Origin of the sequence: Blautia sp. AM47-4 (assembly GCF_003479865.1) — a bacterium.
GTDB classification, from domain to species: domain Bacteria; phylum Bacillota; class Clostridia; order Lachnospirales; family Lachnospiraceae; genus Fusicatenibacter; species Fusicatenibacter saccharivorans.
Genome location: NZ_QUHY01000041.1, coordinates 1 through 18,551 on the forward strand (window position 1 = coordinate 1; position 18,551 = coordinate 18,551).

Below are 18,551 nucleotides of genomic sequence, written 5' to 3' on the forward strand. Positions count from 1 at the left end.
GACTCCAGCATACCGACTCCCGGATTCACAACCAGGCCATCCATCTTCCCATGTCACTTTCGCAAGAAATGTATCGCGACCTGTATTTACATAGCCTTCGCATTTTCTGGAACCCAGCATAACCACATACCAGTTTCCATGGCCATCGTCCACCAGATCACCATGACCCACAGCAGTGATGGGATAATCATTTCCCAGATGACGATGCGTCAGAATAGGGTTATTGGGATTGCCCTCATATGGTCCCCACACACTTCTGCTTCTGGAAATCGTCATACTGTGATTTGGTCCTGTACCTCCCTCAGCATTCATCAGATAATAATAACCATCCTTTTTGTAAAGGTGAGGTCCTTCCGGCCAGATCACATGATGCATGGCACCTTTCCAGATTTTTTTGCTTTCACCAATAAGCTCCATGGTCTTCAAATCAAGTTCCTGAACCCATATCTCCCAGTCCCCATTATAACGAACTCCGTGCTTCTGGTTTGGTCTTGTTCCTACATAATAGCAATGAACTGTTCCATCTTCATCTTCGTCAAAGAACAGACTGGGATCAATCCCCGGAGCATCTTCATCCAGATAATAAGGATCAGACCAGGGACCCTCCGGGCTTTCAGCAGTTACAATAAAATTGTCTCGATGTGAAACATTTGTTGTAATCATGTAATAGCGTCCCTGAAAATACCTCAGGGTCGGTGCATAGATTCCCCTGGAATGTCCGGCATTTTCCAGATGGAGCTGTGACTCTCGGGTAAGCACATGACCGATCTGCTCCCAGTTAGCCAGATCTTTGCTGTGATAAACAGGAACACCAGGAAAATAAGCAAAGCTTGATGTTACAAGATAATAATCATCTCCCACTCTGCAGATGGAAGGATCAGGACGAAAACCCGGTAAAATTGGATTGTTAGCATAATGCATAATAATATCTCCTGTTAATAGATTCTATAATTTCCACTTAATGCAAGAAAAGCGAAGAAATAAAGGCAATTATCATAATATCTCCTGTTTCCTGTACGCAGAGGTGTATTCCAAAACTTGCGGACACAGGCAAGGGCATGCTCATTTTGTACCAGCAATCCTGCCTGTGCATTCACTGCTGTCATGGCCACCGGATGCAAAGCTTTTCCGGGGATTACCGTACCATCAATGGCAAAAATTCCATCCTGATGTTCCTCCCCTGCTGTCTCACAGAAAAATTTCAGAAAGTGCTTTCCTTCTTCCACTTCCCACTCATCTGCACCAAACCAGGCATAATCCAGAGCAATATTAGCAATCGTGCGATAGGCATCACTGTAATACCAGTCATGTCTCCCCCAGATATTCTGCCCTTTTGTGCAAGGGGTTCCATCATACTCTGCATACTCTGCACACAGGCCGGTCACAGGGTGACATGCCTTCTTCAAGTATTCCCTGCTTGCCTTCGCTGCTTCCTCCCAGAAAGAACGGTCTTCTTCGTAAGACCACTGTGCAAATAATTCATAAAAATGAGGCAAATGATAGGAAGGATCTGAAAAATCCACTTCGGTAATAAAACGTATCAGGTGGTTATCCGGATCCCACATGGCACGTCCCGCTTCTCCGTTTTCTCCTTTATGAATACAGGTATGCAGCAACTTTTTTGCCTCTTCGCTATAAGCAAAAATCCCTTCCCCGTCGCCCCAGCGATGAGAGGCAAAAATAATGCCATTGCAAAGAACTCTTCTCCGTCCGGTGCCGGGCCATCAGCGTTTCTTGTGCCATCTGTTCCACAAGACCATGCAAAATATCCGGCATTTTCACCTTCAGTCATATACATATAGGTTCTTGCCCATTTCCATATCCTGTCAAACTCTTCTTTTTTATTCATCTGCACGCACATCATCATGCCATAAGACATGCCTTCCGTACGTGCATCCAGATTACCGGTATCCTCTATGTATCCAAGATCACAACCGACGGGATGATAAATTCTTTCCTCATCACTCCCATAAAAAAGAGTCTGAAATATTTGATCTATTCTATTTTCTATTTCCTTTTTCTCATATCCGGCTAATTCGAATATATTTGGATAAATTCCTGTGTAAACGGCTCCCTTTTCCATCTTTATCTTATTCCTTTACTCCTCCGATGGTCAGACCGGCTACAAAGTATCTCTGAAGGAACGGATACAGGCAGACAATCGGCAACATGGTCAATACGGTAGCTGCTGCACGTACAGAGGTTGGAGTAACTGCACCTGCTGCATTTTTCATAGCTTCTGCAGAATTACCCTGATTGGTAACGGAAGAAAGCAGTTTCATCAACTCATACTGCAAGGTTGTCAGGTGTACACTCATACGGTTGTACAGCATGGCATCGAACCAGGAGTTCCACTGACCAACTGCCACAAACAAAGCTACGGTCGCATACACCGGTTTACACAGCGGTGAAGTGATTTTCCAGAAAATCGTTGTGTATCCGGCACCATCAAGCTGTGCAGACTCTTCCAGACTCTCCGGAAGACCGTTCATATAGGTACGGATAACCAGCATATTAAAGGCACTGAACATACCAGGAATTACATAAACCCAGAAACTGTTTGTCATTCCCAGGTTTTTGTACAGCAGGAATGTTGGAATCATGCCACCGTTTACATACATGGTAATAACCCAAAATAGTGACAACTGTTTTTTGAACAGGAAATGTTTTCTGCTGACGATAAATGCCAGAATTGCATTGGCAATCAGGGCCAGCAAAGTTCCAACTACTGTTCTTGCCACAGAAACATAAGCACCTGTCAGCAGGTTATCTTTCTGTAAAACGGTAAGATAGTTCTTCCAGGTAAATTTTCGGGGCAACAGATAAATCCCACCCCTCAATGCATCCGTACCGTCATTAAGTGAAATTGCCACTGTATTCAGAATCGGATATAGTGTAATCAGCACGAATAGAATCATGAACAGGGTATTACATATCACGAAGATGGTATCCCCAACCGATGTTTTTTTCCTTTTGTGAAGTTTTTCCATAGTCTGATTTCTCCTTTCCTAAAACAGCCGCTCGTCACCGGTCCGTTTTGCAATCTCATTGGCGATGACAACAAGCACGATGCTGACAAAACTCTTGAAGATACCTGCCGCAGTACCAATTGCAAAGTCATTCTGGCTGATACCCCATTTCAATACGTAAATATCAATTGTCTGTGCCACGCTCTGTACCAGACCATTACCTAACAGGTACTGGATTTCAAAACCTGCATTTAATACGTTACCTACATTCATCAGAAGAAGAATCATAATAGTCGGACGGATTCCCGGTAATGTAATATAGCGGATTCTCTGCCATCTTCCGGCCCCATCAATATTGGCCGCTTCATAAAGGGAAGGGTCAATGGATGTAATTGCAGAAAGATAAATAATGGCATTCCATCCTGTTTCCTTCCATACATTGGCAAATGCCACGATTGGCCAGAAGAATTTTGGATGAGCGAAGAAATTCAAAGGCTGATCAAGAATACCGAATTTCAAAAGAAGCTCATTCACAATACCCGTTCCGGACAGTGCGTCATGCAGAATACCAGTTACGATAATCCAGGACAAGAAGTGCGGCAGGTAAGAGATTGTCTGCACTACTTTTTTTCCACCCTGAGACTTTACATCGTTCAACAAAATAGCAAATAAAATTGCCATAAAGAAGGTTGCTACCAGGTTGATTACACCCATAGCCAGTGTATTTCTGATAACACGCAGGAATGTGGCATCAGAAAACAACTGCTGGAACTTTGCCAATCCTACAAACTGAGAATGCAGAAGTCCATCCTTGGGACGGTAATTCTGGAAAGCCATCAGCCATCCTCCCAATGGCAAATAGCAGAAAATCACACCATATAATACAATAAAGGCTGACCAGATCAGCAGAGCTTTCTGTCTTTTTATTTCTTTCCAAGTGATTTTCACTTTCATTTCTGTTACTTTTTCTTTTTTTCTTTTTTCTATAGCAGCCATAGTCTCCTCCTAAAAAGAGAGGGCAGATGAACCGGTCTGTCACACGATACCGCAACCGACATCTGCCCGATTTATTCACTTATATTCTACTGATACTTCTTGGCTTCTTCCATTCTGCGATCAAGCTCTGTCTGCATTTCTTCCAGGAAATCCTGAGGATTACATTTTTCGTATACACTCATGTACTCATCCCATGCAGCTTCAAAATCTGATGCCATTACTACTTTAGGAAGATATTCATGCTTGATTTCTCCCATCTTTGTCCATGCAATACCACCAGGTGTGCTTGTTGTCATAGTACTTGAGAAAGAATACATTGGATACCATGGTCCCGGAGCCTCACTGGTTCCAAGCATGTCTACATATGTTTCAGCACCATAGGCATCGAAACATGCTTTCACATCATCCGGCAGTCCATCATAGAATTCTTCGGGCTGGAACTGTGGCGACATTGCGTTGATTCCATCACGGCTTGTTCCGGTATACCCTGGGAAATAAGAATAACCGCAAAAATGTGATGCTTTATAAGCAGTATCAGCTGCCTGAGTTCTCATTTCCTGAGTTTTATAGTATTTACCATCTTCATCTACTTTATAGTCAACATCTTTTACGCCCCAAGAACGCAGATCCAGTACTTCCTGAGAAAGAAGATCATTCACAAACTGTAGTGCACCTTCCACGTCATCACAGCTTGTTGTAATAGCAAGACCGGCGGAAACATTCAGAACACTACCGGAGTTATGCCACTGATTTTTAATTCCTCTTTCAATTGTAATCGGAAGCGGAACGTAGTTGCATCCCTGTTCACCCAGCCCCTGCTGTTTCAGTGCATCGTTTACACTATATGCAAAATCCCACCACTGGTCGATCATTCCCAGCACACGTCCGGTGGAAAGTTTTGCAATATATTCATCATAAGTCTGTGTAAAGGATTCCGGGTCTACAATACCTTTCTTGAATTCTTCATTCAATTTTCCGAAGTATCTCTTAGCTGTAGGTGTTGTATTATAATCAATGACCTGCAAGGTTTCCGTATCTACCATAACACTTCCATCATTTGGATATCCATCCAGGAACTGAGGTGCATTTTCCAGACAGAAATAACGCCAGTCATCACAGAGGATTGTGTATGGAATATTGGTTGTACCATCTTCCATTGTAGGATTGGCCTCATAGTATCTTTCAATCAGATCAAAATACTCATCCATGGTCTGAATATCCGGATAATCTGCCCATTCAAGAACTCGAGTCTGAATCCAGAATGCTTCATCATTGTGTGTTGTTGCTTTTTCCTCACCGTAAATATTACTGAACTGTGGAATCCAGTAAATATGTCCATCCTCCTGGCGAAGTTTATCCCATTCTTCCTCTGTAAAGAACTCTTTAATGTTCGGATACTGATCAATATAGTCATCCAAAGCAACCAAGGCACCGGCATCATAGAGCTGAGCCATACCATCTCCACCATCAATCAAATCCGGATACTCACCACCGGCGATCAAGTCCTACAGCTTCCTCAGCAGTCTGTCCTGTAAGCCATGTCTCTTTACATTTAGCACCTGTAATCTCAGCAATTTTCTGCTGAATTTCATTATCATCATTGATTTCTGTACCGGGAACTGCAAAGAATGCAGTAAATTCTTTTACTTCGCCATCAGATGACTCTGCACCTGTGTCTGTTTCTGCTTTGCCACAGGCCGCCATGGACACCGCCGCTAACAGCATAAGGGATATTAAACTTTTTCTTTTCATAGACTCCATCCTCCTATTTCTTTTGATACTATAAATATTTTCCTATTCGTCTGCAGAACAAATACGACTTATCAAGTAACTATATTGTACCTTCTACAAAAAAAACCTCAACCGGACAAAGCATACAAAAAGACAGGACAAATTATAGAACCCTATCATTTATCCTGTCTTTTTTCAGTTGGAAAATTTCTTCCATTTTCTCAGTTTTTCAATACTCCGCCCTGTCTGCGGAACTTTGCAGGTGTGCATCCCTTTGCCGCAATAAAACGGTTAATAAAATAATCGCAGTCTTTATATCCCACATCCAGAGCAATCTGATAGATTTTATCACTGGTATACAACAGTCTCTGAACTGCCTGCTCCATCCGATAGTTATTCAGATACTCTTTAAATGACTGTCCGAACTTTTTCCGGAATATCTGTCCCAGATAAGCACTGTTCACATAGTACTTTTTACTCAATTCTCTCAAAGTAAGATTCTCTGCATAATTTTCGCGTATTTCTTTCTCAACATCTCTAATTACGCCTCCCCTGGAAATATTTTTGCGAAGCTGAGCCAGATATTCTGCATACTCCAGAGCAAAACGCACCATATGCACACTGCTGCCTCTGGTGACTCCCTCTTCAAATGTGCTTTCACCAATGAAATGTAGAATTTCTTTCTGATCGACACAATCATCCTGCTCAGTTGCCAGATAAATCAGCTGAAACAGGAAATAATTAATGTTAAGATTGACTGTATCTGCGGCAAGTCCCATCTGCCGCATTTCTTCATACAGATTTTCCACACATTTACGGATCTGTATCTTATCGTTTTGCTCAATGGCTGATATCAACGCATCCAGGCTCTGTTTGCACAGGATAATACCCCCATTATGAATCTGTACCTCTTCTTCATAAAAATACATTTTCTTTTTTGCACGGAATGCTTCCAGAGAGTTCAATACACAGGCGGTACTATAGGATTTTGCGAGTCCAGAAATGTCTGATACTTTTTTACCCGCCAGCAATTTTACAGGACGCTGAATTGCCAGTTCAAGACTCTCCTGAAAGTCGCTCAGATACTCAACTTCACTGATTGCCCGGTTCTTCGCCATATAATCACAGTAAATAAAACCTATATCGTAATTCTTCTCATTCCAGGACACATCAAAGAAACAGTGACTGCTGTCTTCTTTCAGGAAATCCTGACAGGCCTGATGCAGTTTTCTCTGAATCAGACAGTATTCCCCATCCTCCTGTTCGGACATGTCTCCTATATCATAGGGTTCCAAATAAACATATCTGACACTGTCAGAAAGATTCATGTGACTTTTTATATATTCCAGATTCACCGTGTCATACTTTCCACAGAGAAGAGCAATAATATTTCTGGTCAAATATTCATGTTCCAGCTTTTGTTTTTTCTTTTCATTTTCCCTGGCAGCTTCTGACACTTTGGCTACTCTGCGCAGTACACCCAAAAGCTCCTCTTTTTCCACCGGTTTCAGAATATATTCCATACATTCATAACGAATTGCCTGCTGTGCATAGGAAAAATCACTGTAACCACTTAAAATTATAAAATAAGCATCTGAAATATTTTCTCTGCGTATTGTCTCCAAAAGTTCTAGTCCACTCATTACCGGCATCTTAATGTCTGAAATGACCAGATCCACCTTATGCTCTTTCAGATATGTAAGTGCTTCTGCTCCATCGGCAGCAGTATATACAATCTCATACCCTTCCTGTTCCCAGTCAACAAACACCATAAGCCCCTGTACAATAAAAGGTTCATCATCAACCAGCAAAACCCGCAGCATGTTCTTATCTCCTTTGTTTCTTTTCCATTCCCAAGACCCCTGTTGAAGTCTTATCTGTGCATCTGTATTCTATCATCCAGAGCGTCTATCGGCATCCTGATCTGAATAGTAGTACCGATTCCTACTTCACTCTCTATATGAAAACACACTTTGTTATCCGTTATCATTTTCAGTCTGAGGCAGGCATTGATAATACCTACACGCCCCTTTTCTCTTAGTTTCTCGATGCTTGCATTACACATCTTTTCCTTTATTTCAGCCACTTTGTCCTCATCCATACCGCTTCCGGTATCCTCCACTTCGATCCAGATATCCTCATGTTTACGATAAACCCGGACAAAAATCCAGCAGGAAGCTGTTTTACTCTCAATCCCGTGCACACATGCATTTTCCACAAAAGTTACGACAGTCAGTCTTGGAATCTGAATATCCTCACATTCCGGTTCTATGTCCAGCTCATAGGAAAGCCTGTCTCCAAAACGATACTTTTGAAGTCCCAGATATGCCTCCACGAATTCCAGTTCCTTTTTCATTCTGACAAAATTTGTACTCCAATCCACATTCTGACGTTCCATCACGGCCAGTTTTCCCACCATATCCGCAGTTTCATACTCTTTCTTTAAGATACTGTGCATCCGAATGCTCTCCAGGGCATTAAACAGGAAGTGAGGATTCACCTGACTCTGCAGTGCCAGAAGTTCTGCATTCTGTCTGGCAATATCCATCTCCTGTTCTCTCAGACGATCCTTATACACCGTCTGAATCAGATCATTCAGGCGGGATGCCATGTGATTATAATTGAGCATCAGACTGCCTATTTCATCTTTCCCCCGCACATATGAGATTTCCTGAAGATGATCCGCATCTACGTGATCAAATGCTTTGCTCAATTCTTCCACCCTGGCAGTAAAAGAACGATTAATAAGCCGCATCAGAATCCACGGCATCACCGTATTAATCAACACCAGAAAAACAATCAACGGCATATGATTCCATATCTGTGCCCGTATCCCACGACTTCTTTTACAGACTGCAATCTGTAGATGTTCTCCATAAGCACTGTATTCTTTCTGATAATCCGGCTGTATGTTTTCCTTCCATTCGCTAAAAGGCCACCCTGGCTGATTATATCCGTTATTAGAAAGCAAAATCTGATTATCTTTACATATATAGATCTCAGACTCATAATTCATATTATCCAGATTGCGTACAAGACTACTGTAATCCATTTCAATCGTCACTATTTTTTCACAGCTGTCCTGTCCGGAAAAATTTAGTTTTCTGATAAATAACACGCTGCGCCGCGGCTGCACTGCAGAACTTTTCCACTGGTCATAATAAAAATACAATACTGAATTATTTCCCGCTTCCTGCAAATATCTATACCATTCTGTCTCACGCACATCAGACAGACGGATGAAATGTCCGCCATTGATAATAGTATCATTGTCCGCATAAATCGTAACCACTGTATTATCCGTACCCATACTGGTCTCAAACAGTGAATTCTTCATAAATGCTTGATGTCCCGTCACATAATCCAGAGGAGTCTCATACTGTCGATTCAAAAACTCCTCGATATACCCGTTCATATAAATATTTTTTGCTTTCATTGCGGCATTTTCCACTTCCCGGGAAAGATTATATATAACAGCACTTGCATCATTTTCCATCACATGCCGCTGCTCCACTCTCTCGGATTGAACCACAATAAATAGAATAACACTGTCTGTAATGATAAGTGGTATCAGCATACAATAGATATACAGAATATGAAGCTTTTTCTTCAGGTTAAAGTCATTCATGGTATTTTCTAATCTATCAATCAGTCTCTTCATACGCTGCCCTCCTGTAGCCATCATACCATATTATGTTCCAAACATCCAGAACTATCTCTTCCAGCTTTCTGTCGGACCCATACATGAGATCCGGGGGACGGTGCCTTCCCTATAGAAAACTATTTTCTCTACTGCAAAAATTTTGCTTAAAAATTCTATTTGCACTTCATTGAATCCTTTGTGCAGTGAAATCGGTACGCAGGTTTTATGAACCTGTTCTATAATACCCACAGCCCAGAAATCATCATCCGGATTTCCCGCCAGATAGTTCTCCGGAACTGCCCAGGCAGCAAATCAGCTTGAGAATTTCCTGATCTTTTACCTCTCTGCTGCTCATTTCCAGTTTCAGCCATTTGCAGGGTTCTGCTTCTATTTCACAGAGAAAAGAACCCTCACCGTCATTCGCCACTTCAATGATAACCTCACGGTTTCCCGCATAGAGAAAATCTCGGATTTCCAGTGATTCACAGACCCCATAATTTTTCACAAGGATTCTGTCATCATCTGTACGTGAAACCATCAGGCGAGGTTTTCCAAAAGGTTCCACATACATTCTCACCGGATATCGGCAGCCATCTTCATTTTTACATCCTCATAAGCATCTTACTCTACTAGAAACGGTACACAGTACCCACCATCAAATATTTTCATTTCTTATGATATCTCCTGAAATATAATCTGGAAAGGAACTACCGGCAATTCCTCATCGCTGTATAAATTTGCTTCCCACGGACAGTCATTCCATGCATAGGATACTCCAACGGTATCTTCCGTTATGGATACTTCGACAGTATTTTCTCCTGTCAGTTTTCCCTCGGCTGCTTTACGGCTTCCATCTTTACAAATAATATCAAAACCTCTGACCGGTTCATTCTTATCCTGTCGCAGAGAAACTCCTGGTACTTCTTTCAGATCCAGAGTTCTTTTCTCTGTATGCAATACAATGCCTGACGGTTCGAAAACAAACTTTATACTTCCAGTATTTCTAATGGCTGCAGCAAGCTCCGGATTTCGGTATGATACGTTTCTGCCATAAATTAATGTTTCTGCCGCAAGTGCCGCACGTACGCCGACTGTTTTCTTATCGGTAGGATGCAGATCGTTGTATTCTCCCAAGTCATAAGCCTGTACCATCATGGCATACGGCAAACCGGCTGTTTTTCTCTGAGCCTCACGAAGTCTTGCCCACTGTATGCCGTCCGTATGAAGTTTTCCATCAGAAAATCCTGCCAGCTGCACAAAAATGAACGGCATATCCGGCATCTGCCAGAGGGTTCTCCATTCCTCGATCATCGTGCTAAATTCCTCCTCATAGGTTTCCGGCCGCCCGGTATTGGATTCACCCTGATAGAAGAAACATCCTTTGATTTTCCATCTTCTGATGGGATAGAGCATTCCCTGATAAAGTCCACATGCTTTAAACTGGAAAAATGTCATCTGCGGCAGCGATTCCATCCGGTGGATGATTTCATAATTCCAGTCACCGGAAAGAGATACCTTTTTCTCCAGATTGCTGCCATAACAAAGTTCATACACCTTTCCAGGTACAAATCCTCTTTCCTGTCTGAAAACCATCAATTTAACTTCGATGATATTCTCTCCTGCATGAAGAATTCCCTCCGGTATCCGATAAATTCTGGGTGGGTACTGGTATTCCGTCTCTCCGATCAATGTGCCATTAATTAAAATCTTATCTGCATCAATCATAGCACCGAAATAAAGAATAGCTTTTCCTTTTTCCGGTTTATCTTTTTCATCCAGCACAAAAGTTTTTGTAAAGCGCAATCCTCCATAAAACTGATCCAACACAGTATTTTCAAAGAAACCAGGAATACAAAAACTGCCCTTATTATCTGCCGCATAATCCATACCCGATTCTTTCAACGCCTCTTTTCTCCACCAAAGCTCTCTTTCTTCCTCCGCTTTGATGGTTGCTTCCGGATATTCCTTCTGCCGGCATTCTTGAATCTCCACAGCATCATAACCCAGAGCTGTAACAGTCTCCTCGCTACACCAGGATTTCACCGGTGTACCTCCCACAGCAGTCTGCAGAAGTCCAACCGGTATTCTTTCCCTATCATGAATTTCTTTTGCAGCAAAATATCCCACAGCACTAAACAGCTGCAGTTCTTCTCCCTTCGCTTTAATCCAGCAGCCCTTTTCCAATTCCTGACGTTTTTCTCCAAATACATATTCCTTGGGGACTTCGAACATACGGATTTCATCCTCTGAAGTATGCAGAATTTCATCTGCATACCGGTCCATCACCCGCTCAATGGGCAGTTCCATATTAGACTGCCATCCCAGAAGAAATACATCACCAAACAGTACATCATGAATCACAAGTTCTTCTTCCCCATCTGTCATCCTGAACTCCCACGGACCGCCGGCAGGCATTTCCGGTATCATCAATTCAAAGTATCCGTCATCAGCACAGATGGTTTTAACCTGAAAATTTTCAAAAGACAGTTCTACCGTTCTTCCCTTTTCACCATATCCCCAGATACTGTTTTCTACATCTCGCTGGAGAATCATCTCGTCACTGATTAACGAAGATAATCTCATCACTTTTCCCATGCTCCTTTCCAGACCGCAGTTTTACACTTCAGCTGCGAATGTATTGACAAATCCACCTTTTCCTGTCAGGGTCTTACTTCTTTTATCCGGCTGTGAAGTGCCTGTATAAACACAGTATTCACCGGATAGAATCTGTGCAGCGCCATCGATATCAAACAGTTCGAAAGCTCCGGTTTTAAAGTCAGAACGACTTCCTGCTCCTCGCCCGGATTCAGAAATACCTTTTTCAAAGCCTTTAACTGGGGATTTGGAGTTCCGTCACAGCAGGATTTTACATAAACCTGTACGGTTTCTCCTCCGGCCATCTTACCGATATTTCGAATCACTGTCCGTACAGTCATTCCTGTACCCTTTCTGATGATTCCTGTTTCGGACACCTTATCTCCTTCGTAAACTGTAATCTCAGGTTCTGACAGACTGAACTCTGTATATGACAGTCCATAGCCAAAGGGATATAACGCTTCCTGTTCCATATAACGGTAAGTTCTTCCTTTCATGGAATAATCCGTAAACTCCGGCAGTTCTTCCACGGAACGATAGAAGGTTACCGGCAGTTTACCTTCCGGTGAACACTCTCCAAACAACAAACGTGCCACAGCCTCTCCACCTCTTGATCCAGGATACCATGCCTGTACGATAGCCGGAATATGCTCGTCAGCCCAGCTAAGATCCATAGCACTTCCGGTCAATGAAACGAGAACCACCGGTTTCCACTTTCATATGCCGCTTTGAGGATTTCATTCTGCAGCCCCGGGTAGTTCAGATCCGGTTTGTCACCGCTGGCAAATTCATTTCCTGTATCGCCCTCTTCACCTTCCAGTGTAGCATCCAATCCAAGGCAGACAATAACCACATCACTGGCCTCGCATACGCCTTTCACTTCAGCCAGACGATCGTTTGGTTCTGAGAGAACACAGACACGGTCTTTAAATAAAGCACATCCTTCCGAGTACATGACACGAACATCATCGCCTACATAATCCTGAATTCCTTCAAGAACGGTTACATAACGGGAAGCAGTTCCCTCATAGTTACCCACAAGTGCTGCTCTGCTATTGGCATTTGGCCCGATGACTCCGATGGTTTTCATATTATTCTTATTCAGAGGAAGAAGTCCTCCTTCATTTTTCAGAAGAACCAGAGTTTTTTCAGAAATCTTTTCGTTTATACGGTTATGTTCCGGTGTGTCGTTTTCTGTATAAGGAATACTATCGAATGGAACTGTTCCCGGTTCTTCAAACATACCAAGCTTCATACGTGTGGTGAAAAGATTGATGACCGCCTCATTGATTCGTTTTTCATCAACTCTTCCTTCACGTACTGCCTGAACCAGATGAGGGTATGTACAACCACAATTCAAGTCACAACCGTGATTCATAGCCATCGTTACGGATTCCACCGGTGCATTTGTTACATGATGATTTTCATGGAAATCACGCACTGCCCAGCAGTCACTGACAACGTGCCCCTCAAATCCCCATTCTTCTCTCAAAATATCTTGCAGAAGTGTCTTACTGCCGCAGCATGGTTCTCCATTTGTCCTGTTATATGCACCCATCACAGCTTCTACTTTTCCTTCCTGCACACAGGCTTTAAATGCCGGCAGATAAGTCTCATACATATCCTGTTTGGATGCAACAGCATTAAAATAATGTCTCTCTCCTTCCGGTCCGGAATGTACAGCAAAATGCTTTGCACAGGCTGCTGCCTTCATATATACAGGATCATCTCCCTGAAGTGCCTGAATAAACCGCACGCCCAGGCGTGATGTAAGATAGGGATCCTCACCATACGTTTCATGACCTCTTCCCCAGCGCGGATCACGGAAAATATTTACATTAGGTGCCCAATATGTTAAGCCTTTATAGATGTCTCTGTCACCATATTTCACATGCATATTATATTTTGCACGTCCTTCAGTGGCAATGATATCAGCCATCTCCGCAACCAGTTCTTCATCAAAAGATGCAGCCAGACCAATTGCCTGTGGAAATAATGTCGCTGTTCCCGTTCTAGCAATTCCGTGAAGTGCCTCATTCCACCAGTTATATTTGGGAATTCCCAGTCTCTCGATTTCTGCCGCTCCGTGAAGTGTCTGGGAAACCTTCTCCTCCAGCGTCATCTGTGCTACAAGTTCTTCCGCCCGTTCTCTAAATGTTTTAGCCATAAGTAATCTCCTTTTTTGTTCATTTTCTATATTATAAAAAAGAATCTATTGTTTTCCTTATTGATTCTTGCTATACTTTTCCTATATTTTGCTATTTTTGAAAGGGATTATCTTTTACTATGATTGAAGATCTCAAAGGAATGAAAGAAACGATTGCATATGGTTCTTCACAGTTTCGATTGATGAAAAATCAGGAGACTGAAGATTATCCGCCACACTGGCATACAAGTATTGAAATTATCATGCCTTTAGAAAACGGCTATCAGGCCGTAATAGGAAATGAGTGCTACACACTAAATCCCCTTGATCTGTTATTTATCAACAGTGGGGAAATTCATTCACTGCAGGCGCCTGCCACCGGTAAGCGCCTGATTTTTCAGGCACCATTGTCGCTTTTTTATTCTATACCCGGTATGGGAAGCGCACTGCTGCTGTTACCGGAAGCTGTTTGCCTTACGCCGGCTTCCTGTCCGGAACTCTTTCAGGAAGTGTCTGCAAAATTCAAGGAAATCATCCGGGAGGCTGAAAAAGTAATTATCTGGCCGATACCTGGGTATCCTCTGCTGTTATTCAGATTGTTCTTCTGCTAGTACGCCATAATTTCGAACATACTCCTCGATTTACCGATGTATCCTTTTCCTCCCGCAGAGAATACATGGAAAAATTCACAACGGTCTGTCAGTATATCGATACCTCATTTCGGGAAAATCTGACACTTGAACAGGCTGCAGAAATCGCAGGATTCAGTAAATATCATTTTTCCAGACTTTTTAAAGAATTTACAGGAATAACCTTCCAAGAATACCTCACACGCCAGCGTATCCGCCACGCAGAAGAACTGCTGACCGATTCCAAAATCTCAATCACTGATATTGCACTGGCCTCGGGATTCTCTTCTGTCAGTAATTTTAATCGGAGTTTTCAGATGTATAACCACTGTTCGCCTTCGCAGTTTCGGAAAAAACTGATGCATGTATAGCGGGGCAGGGTGACCCTGGTCACTCCTCAATCAACTTGCTATTTCTCCAAGTCAATGATAAAATCGAATTACATTAGATGGTTTATTACAGCTTCGGAGTAGGGATTATGAGAAACCTTGTGAAAGAAATTATCACAGGAAGATGGCTTAAAAAAATGAGTAATCTTACAGTTAATACAAAAGAAAAATTTTCCATTCAGCAGATTGCTGCGATTGGAGTAATGACCGCAGTAATCTGTGTGCTGGCACCTTTTTCACTGCCAATCGGGCCGGTACCGATTTCACTGACGAACTTGGCTATTTATTTTGTACTGTATATGTTGGGGGTAAAAAGAGGGACCATCAGCTATCTGGTGTATCTACTGATCGGACTGGTGGGAGTTCCTGTATTTTCCGGATTTACCAGTGGTCCTGGAAAACTGTTTGGACCGACAGGCGGTTATCTTATTGGATTTATTCCAATGGCTATCATAGCAGGAATGGTAATTAACCGCAAGATTAATAACAGATTGCTTTGCTTTATCATGTTGTATGCTATGCCTTTGGTACTGCATGTCTGGCATATGAAGCACACATGGATCTGTTGGCCGCATTGATGGCAGGTGTCATCCCGTTTATTCCGGGAGATTTAATCAAAATGGTTCTTGCTATGATATTGGGACCACAGATTCGTAACCGGTTGATTCATGCAAACTTATTCTAAGTAAAGACGATTCATCTGTGTATCGGTTTTTTTTCCTTCTGAATTTCTGGTAACTCTATACGAATAATATTTCTCCCCGATACTCATCGGGGAGTTTTTAAACACCACCTCTGAAACTTGATCCTGCGTTTATATGTCTGATAATAATTTTTCCCGCAACAAGAGACAGATGGCAAGCTGTGTTCCAATGATCACACCGCAATCCATAATTGGAGAAAATGAGGAAAAAATGAAAACCATAGAAATTATTGATGATGATATTTCGATTGGAGATATGCTGGCAGAAGTTCTGCCCTAGATTCAGAATGTTCCTGTAATTGTCCTCAGTGCCAAGATTGATGTTGAATCTTTTGCTCGGTGATGCTGCTGACTATATGACCAAACCGTTTGAAATAAAAGAACTTCTTGCACGGATTACTGTTCAGCTTCGGAAATGAAATACAGACAGAGAGACAGTCATTGTCGATCGGTCACTTAAGCCTGGATACACAAGACTGCACAGAACGTTCGCTTAAGAAGCACATCAGTAATCTACGAAAAAAATTGCAGGATGCAGGTGGTACAGACTGCCTATATTTCCCTTTTTCCATAGAAAAAAGCTCCGAAAAACTTATAATCACCAGAGAATAAAGTGTTTATAAGGCTTTCAGAGCCTTTAAAAAATCTTATTTAATTTGAAGTGCAAGCTTCGCTTACATGCCCATCTGTTTTGCAACTTCTTGAACCTGAGCCTCTTGGACTCAACCCTCAAAAGTGGCTTACTTACTGACTATTTTCGTGTTTTCCACTAGCAGCTTTGCTTCATTTCATTTTTATTTTACGAAGCTTTTTTTCGTACAACTTTTTTACTATTTTTCTACCCCCGATACCCGCCTTGTCATTATTTTCGTAAAGGTTTTTATCATTTTCGTAGGATTTATTTTACGAAGTCTTACGAAAACTTCTCTTCGTAAGCAGCCGTCCATCAGGCATTCATTGCTACTTTGAATTTCTCCAATTCATTTCCCATCATCTCTTCTGATATATGTGTGTATATATCAATTGTTGTGGAATAATGAGCATGTCCCATGAGCTGCTGAACAACCTTTGGGGTAATTCCCTTTTCAAAGCATCGACTGCAGAACGTATGTCTCAACGCATGAGGGGTAACTTTCGGCATCTGGATACGGTAAATCCTGTTGTATTTCTGAATGATATGCTCCAGATACTTTTCCCAGTGAAGGGCAACCATCGGCATATCGTTTTTATCCAGAAACAAAAATCCTGCATATCCTTCCACCATCGGTTCAACTTTTGGTGTCTTGCGGTTGGCAATGATTCTGCGAAAACACGCTGCGACAGCTTCCGTCATCGGCACATAGCGGATGCCTTTGTCAGTTTTTGGCTCTTCAATTACATACTGCATCTGTGCAGTACGCTGTAACTGATGGTCTACCTTAATACGCATTTCTCCAAACTCGATTTCTGAAACCGTCAGTCCACAGAACTCTGAGATACGAAGCCCTGTGTGAAAAAGAATATAGATTGCATCATAGTATCTGCTGAAATGTTTATCTTCAATAAACTTCAACAAATCTCTCTGCTGCTTTCGGGTGATCGCTTCTCTGGTAACAGAATCATTGACAATGACGGAGGCAAGCTCAAATTCAAATGGATTTTTACGAAGCAGGTCATCATCTACTGCCATCTGAAATGCCGGTCTGAGAACTCCCCTGATCGAATGAATGGAACTGTATCCCCGTCCATCTATCTGCTGGAGCTTAATCAGCCATGCTTTTGCGTCTGACAAACGCACCTTATCAATTCGCTGATTCCCAAAACTCTCTTTTTTCAGCATATTGATGACCGTTTTATATCCGGCAACCGTATTGTGACGAACTCCTGTTTTCAATGAAACATACTTTTCTACCAGCTCCAATACAGTATAGTTGCCACCATTTGTTACAATACGGTCAAACAAATCTGCTTCAATCTGTTTTTCTTTCTCACGCAGGGAAAGCTCCCGTTTCTTCCCCTTTGGCATTGGGTCATTCTTGTCCAAACGCCAACTGTATACATTTTTCTCTTTTCCGTCCTCATCAATATAGCGGAACCGATACCTCCCATCCTTACGCTGGTACTCGCCCTCTCGCAAAATCCGATTACGGTTATCTCGTCTTTTCTCACTCATCGTGAACTCTCCTTTCAAAAAAAGAGAGCCAGACTTGCACTCTTATCATAGCACAAATCCGGCTCTCCGCATAGTTATATCATGTGAAATTGGTAAATCTGTCAGCTCTGTTTACACAGCCGTAGCCTGATCCAGATACCTCTCAAATTTCTCACGCTTAATGAGGGCACGATTGCCGTTCATCACATAAAAATCTTCATTGGGATGTGTGTCAATAAGCGTTCTCAATTTTCCTTCGCCGATATGATAATATCTGGCTGCTTCCTCAATGGTAAGCGTATATCTACGCCACACCGGAATATCCGAGTAATTTTTTCCTTCTATATTCATCTTATTATTTGCCATAGGCAGTTATCCTCCATACATGAAAATAGCCAGACAGAGGGTGTCGGCAACGAAGTCCGGCAACGGGCTTCAAAAGACCTTGCAAACAATCTCAGTCTGGCATTACTTACTATTTATACTTTTCTTTTATTTTTCTGTTGTTTTGGTTGTTATAAGGGAGAAAAGCCCGCAGTATGGGATTTCCCCCGGCAACCGGCTCGGCAACGGGATAGCAACAGGGGGTGCAACGGGCTGTCCTTTTCAGAATGGAAGC

Annotated in this window: 12 protein-coding genes and 6 pseudogenes; 6 read left to right on the plus strand and 12 right to left on the minus strand. The window is 42.3% G+C overall.

Annotation, left to right across the window (positions count from 1 at the left end; genetic code table 11):
• The 10 genes and pseudogenes from DW965_RS16955 to DW965_RS17000 form a co-directional block, all read right to left on the minus strand.
• Nucleotides 1–921: pseudogene (locus tag DW965_RS16955) on the minus strand (glycoside hydrolase family 43 protein); the annotation flags it as partial.
• 14 nt (nt 922–935) lie between these two features.
• Nucleotides 936–2,083 (minus strand): annotated as a pseudogene (locus DW965_RS22305) (glycosyl hydrolase family 8).
• Nucleotides 2,084–2,090: 7 nt separating this feature from the next.
• Entirely contained in the window at nt 2,091–2,990 is a 900-nt protein-coding gene (locus tag DW965_RS16965; RefSeq protein WP_117761850.1) for a carbohydrate ABC transporter permease, read from the minus strand.
• 18 nt (nt 2,991–3,008) lie between these two features.
• Nucleotides 3,009–3,965, minus strand: a complete 957-nt coding sequence (locus DW965_RS16970) for an ABC transporter permease (RefSeq protein ID WP_117761849.1) — start codon at nt 3,963–3,965, stop codon at nt 3,009–3,011.
• An 86-nt stretch (nt 3,966–4,051) separates the two neighbouring features.
• A pseudogene (locus DW965_RS16975) lies at nt 4,052–5,717 on the minus strand (sugar ABC transporter substrate-binding protein).
• 200 nt (nt 5,718–5,917) lie between these two features.
• Nucleotides 5,918–7,519, minus strand: coding sequence for a response regulator transcription factor (locus tag DW965_RS16980; protein WP_117761847.1), 1,602 nt, complete (start codon nt 7,517–7,519; stop codon nt 5,918–5,920).
• A 50-nt stretch (nt 7,520–7,569) separates the two neighbouring features.
• Nucleotides 7,570–9,357 (minus strand): sensor histidine kinase, encoded by a 1,788-nt coding sequence (locus DW965_RS16985; protein WP_117761846.1) that lies wholly within the window; start codon nt 9,355–9,357, stop codon nt 7,570–7,572.
• Nucleotides 9,358–9,601: 244 nt separating this feature from the next.
• Entirely contained in the window at nt 9,602–9,877 is a 276-nt protein-coding gene (locus tag DW965_RS16990) for a hypothetical protein (RefSeq protein WP_117761845.1), read from the minus strand.
• A gap of 134 nt (nt 9,878–10,011) precedes the next feature.
• On the minus strand, nt 10,012–11,922 hold the full coding sequence (locus DW965_RS16995; RefSeq protein ID WP_243002144.1) for a sialate O-acetylesterase: 1,911 nt from the start codon (nt 11,920–11,922) through the stop codon (nt 10,012–10,014).
• A 33-nt stretch (nt 11,923–11,955) separates the two neighbouring features.
• A pseudogene (locus DW965_RS17000) lies at nt 11,956–14,101 on the minus strand (glycoside hydrolase family 3 C-terminal domain-containing protein).
• 119 nt (nt 14,102–14,220) lie between these two features.
• On the opposite strand from DW965_RS17000, the gene DW965_RS17005 reads away from it, so the two are divergent.
• The 5 genes and pseudogenes from DW965_RS17005 to DW965_RS22705 form a co-directional block, all read left to right on the plus strand.
• A complete protein-coding gene (locus DW965_RS17005) occupies nt 14,221–14,691 on the plus strand; it encodes a cupin domain-containing protein (protein ID WP_119198627.1) in 471 nt (156 codons plus the stop codon).
• A 65-nt stretch (nt 14,692–14,756) separates the two neighbouring features.
• Nucleotides 14,757–15,080 carry a helix-turn-helix domain-containing protein gene (locus DW965_RS17010; RefSeq protein WP_119198628.1) on the plus strand — a complete coding sequence of 108 codons (324 nt, stop codon included), beginning with the start codon at nt 14,757–14,759 and terminating at the stop codon, nt 15,078–15,080.
• A 155-nt stretch (nt 15,081–15,235) separates the two neighbouring features.
• Nucleotides 15,236–15,783, plus strand: a pseudogene (locus DW965_RS17015) (biotin transporter BioY).
• 169 nt (nt 15,784–15,952) lie between these two features.
• Entirely contained in the window at nt 15,953–16,081 is a 129-nt protein-coding gene (locus DW965_RS21825; RefSeq protein WP_330411496.1) for a hypothetical protein, read from the plus strand.
• Nucleotides 16,082–16,413: pseudogene (locus DW965_RS22705) on the plus strand (hypothetical protein); the annotation flags it as partial.
• Between the two features lie 334 nt (nt 16,414–16,747).
• On the opposite strand, the gene DW965_RS17025 reads toward DW965_RS22705, so the two are convergent.
• The gene (locus DW965_RS17025) at nt 16,748–17,953 is read right to left on the minus strand and encodes a site-specific integrase (protein WP_117805380.1); all 1,206 of its coding nucleotides are present in this window, start codon (nt 17,951–17,953) and stop codon (nt 16,748–16,750) included.
• A gap of 111 nt (nt 17,954–18,064) precedes the next feature.
• On the minus strand, nt 18,065–18,298 hold the full coding sequence (locus DW965_RS17030; protein WP_016218019.1) for an excisionase: 234 nt from the start codon (nt 18,296–18,298) through the stop codon (nt 18,065–18,067).
• A 19-nt stretch (nt 18,299–18,317) separates the two neighbouring features.
• Between DW965_RS17030 and DW965_RS19455 the strand changes: the two genes are divergently transcribed.
• Nucleotides 18,318–18,551: hypothetical protein (locus tag DW965_RS19455; protein WP_207666215.1), on the plus strand; the 234-nt coding region annotated here is incomplete at its 3' end.

What these genes read in the sequence shown, in the direction of transcription:
- DW965_RS16970 (WP_117761849.1), bottom strand. Translation starts at nt 3,965, where the DNA reads ATGGCTGCTATAGAAAAAAGAAAAAAAGAAAAAGTAACAGAAATGAAA.
- DW965_RS16990 (WP_117761845.1), bottom strand. Translation starts at nt 9,877, where the DNA reads ATGGTTTCACGTACAGATGATGACAGAATCCTTGTGAAAAATTATGGG.
- DW965_RS17030 (WP_016218019.1), bottom strand. Translation starts at nt 18,298, where the DNA reads ATGGCAAATAATAAGATGAATATAGAAGGAAAAAATTACTCGGATATT.
- DW965_RS17010 (WP_119198628.1), top strand. Translation starts at nt 14,757, where the DNA reads ATGGAAAAATTCACAACGGTCTGTCAGTATATCGATACCTCATTTCGG.
- DW965_RS16985 (WP_117761846.1), bottom strand. Translation starts at nt 9,357, where the DNA reads ATGAAGAGACTGATTGATAGATTAGAAAATACCATGAATGACTTTAAC.
- DW965_RS16965 (WP_117761850.1), bottom strand. Translation starts at nt 2,990, where the DNA reads ATGGAAAAACTTCACAAAAGGAAAAAAACATCGGTTGGGGATACCATC.
- DW965_RS21825 (WP_330411496.1), top strand. Translation starts at nt 15,953, where the DNA reads ATGGCAAGCTGTGTTCCAATGATCACACCGCAATCCATAATTGGAGAA.
- DW965_RS16980 (WP_117761847.1), bottom strand. Translation starts at nt 7,519, where the DNA reads ATGCTGCGGGTTTTGCTGGTTGATGATGAACCTTTTATTGTACAGGGG.
- DW965_RS17005 (WP_119198627.1), top strand. Translation starts at nt 14,221, where the DNA reads ATGATTGAAGATCTCAAAGGAATGAAAGAAACGATTGCATATGGTTCT.
- DW965_RS17025 (WP_117805380.1), bottom strand. Translation starts at nt 17,953, where the DNA reads ATGAGTGAGAAAAGACGAGATAACCGTAATCGGATTTTGCGAGAGGGC.
- DW965_RS16995 (WP_243002144.1), bottom strand. Translation starts at nt 11,922, where the DNA reads ATGAGATTATCTTCGTTAATCAGTGACGAGATGATTCTCCAGCGAGAT.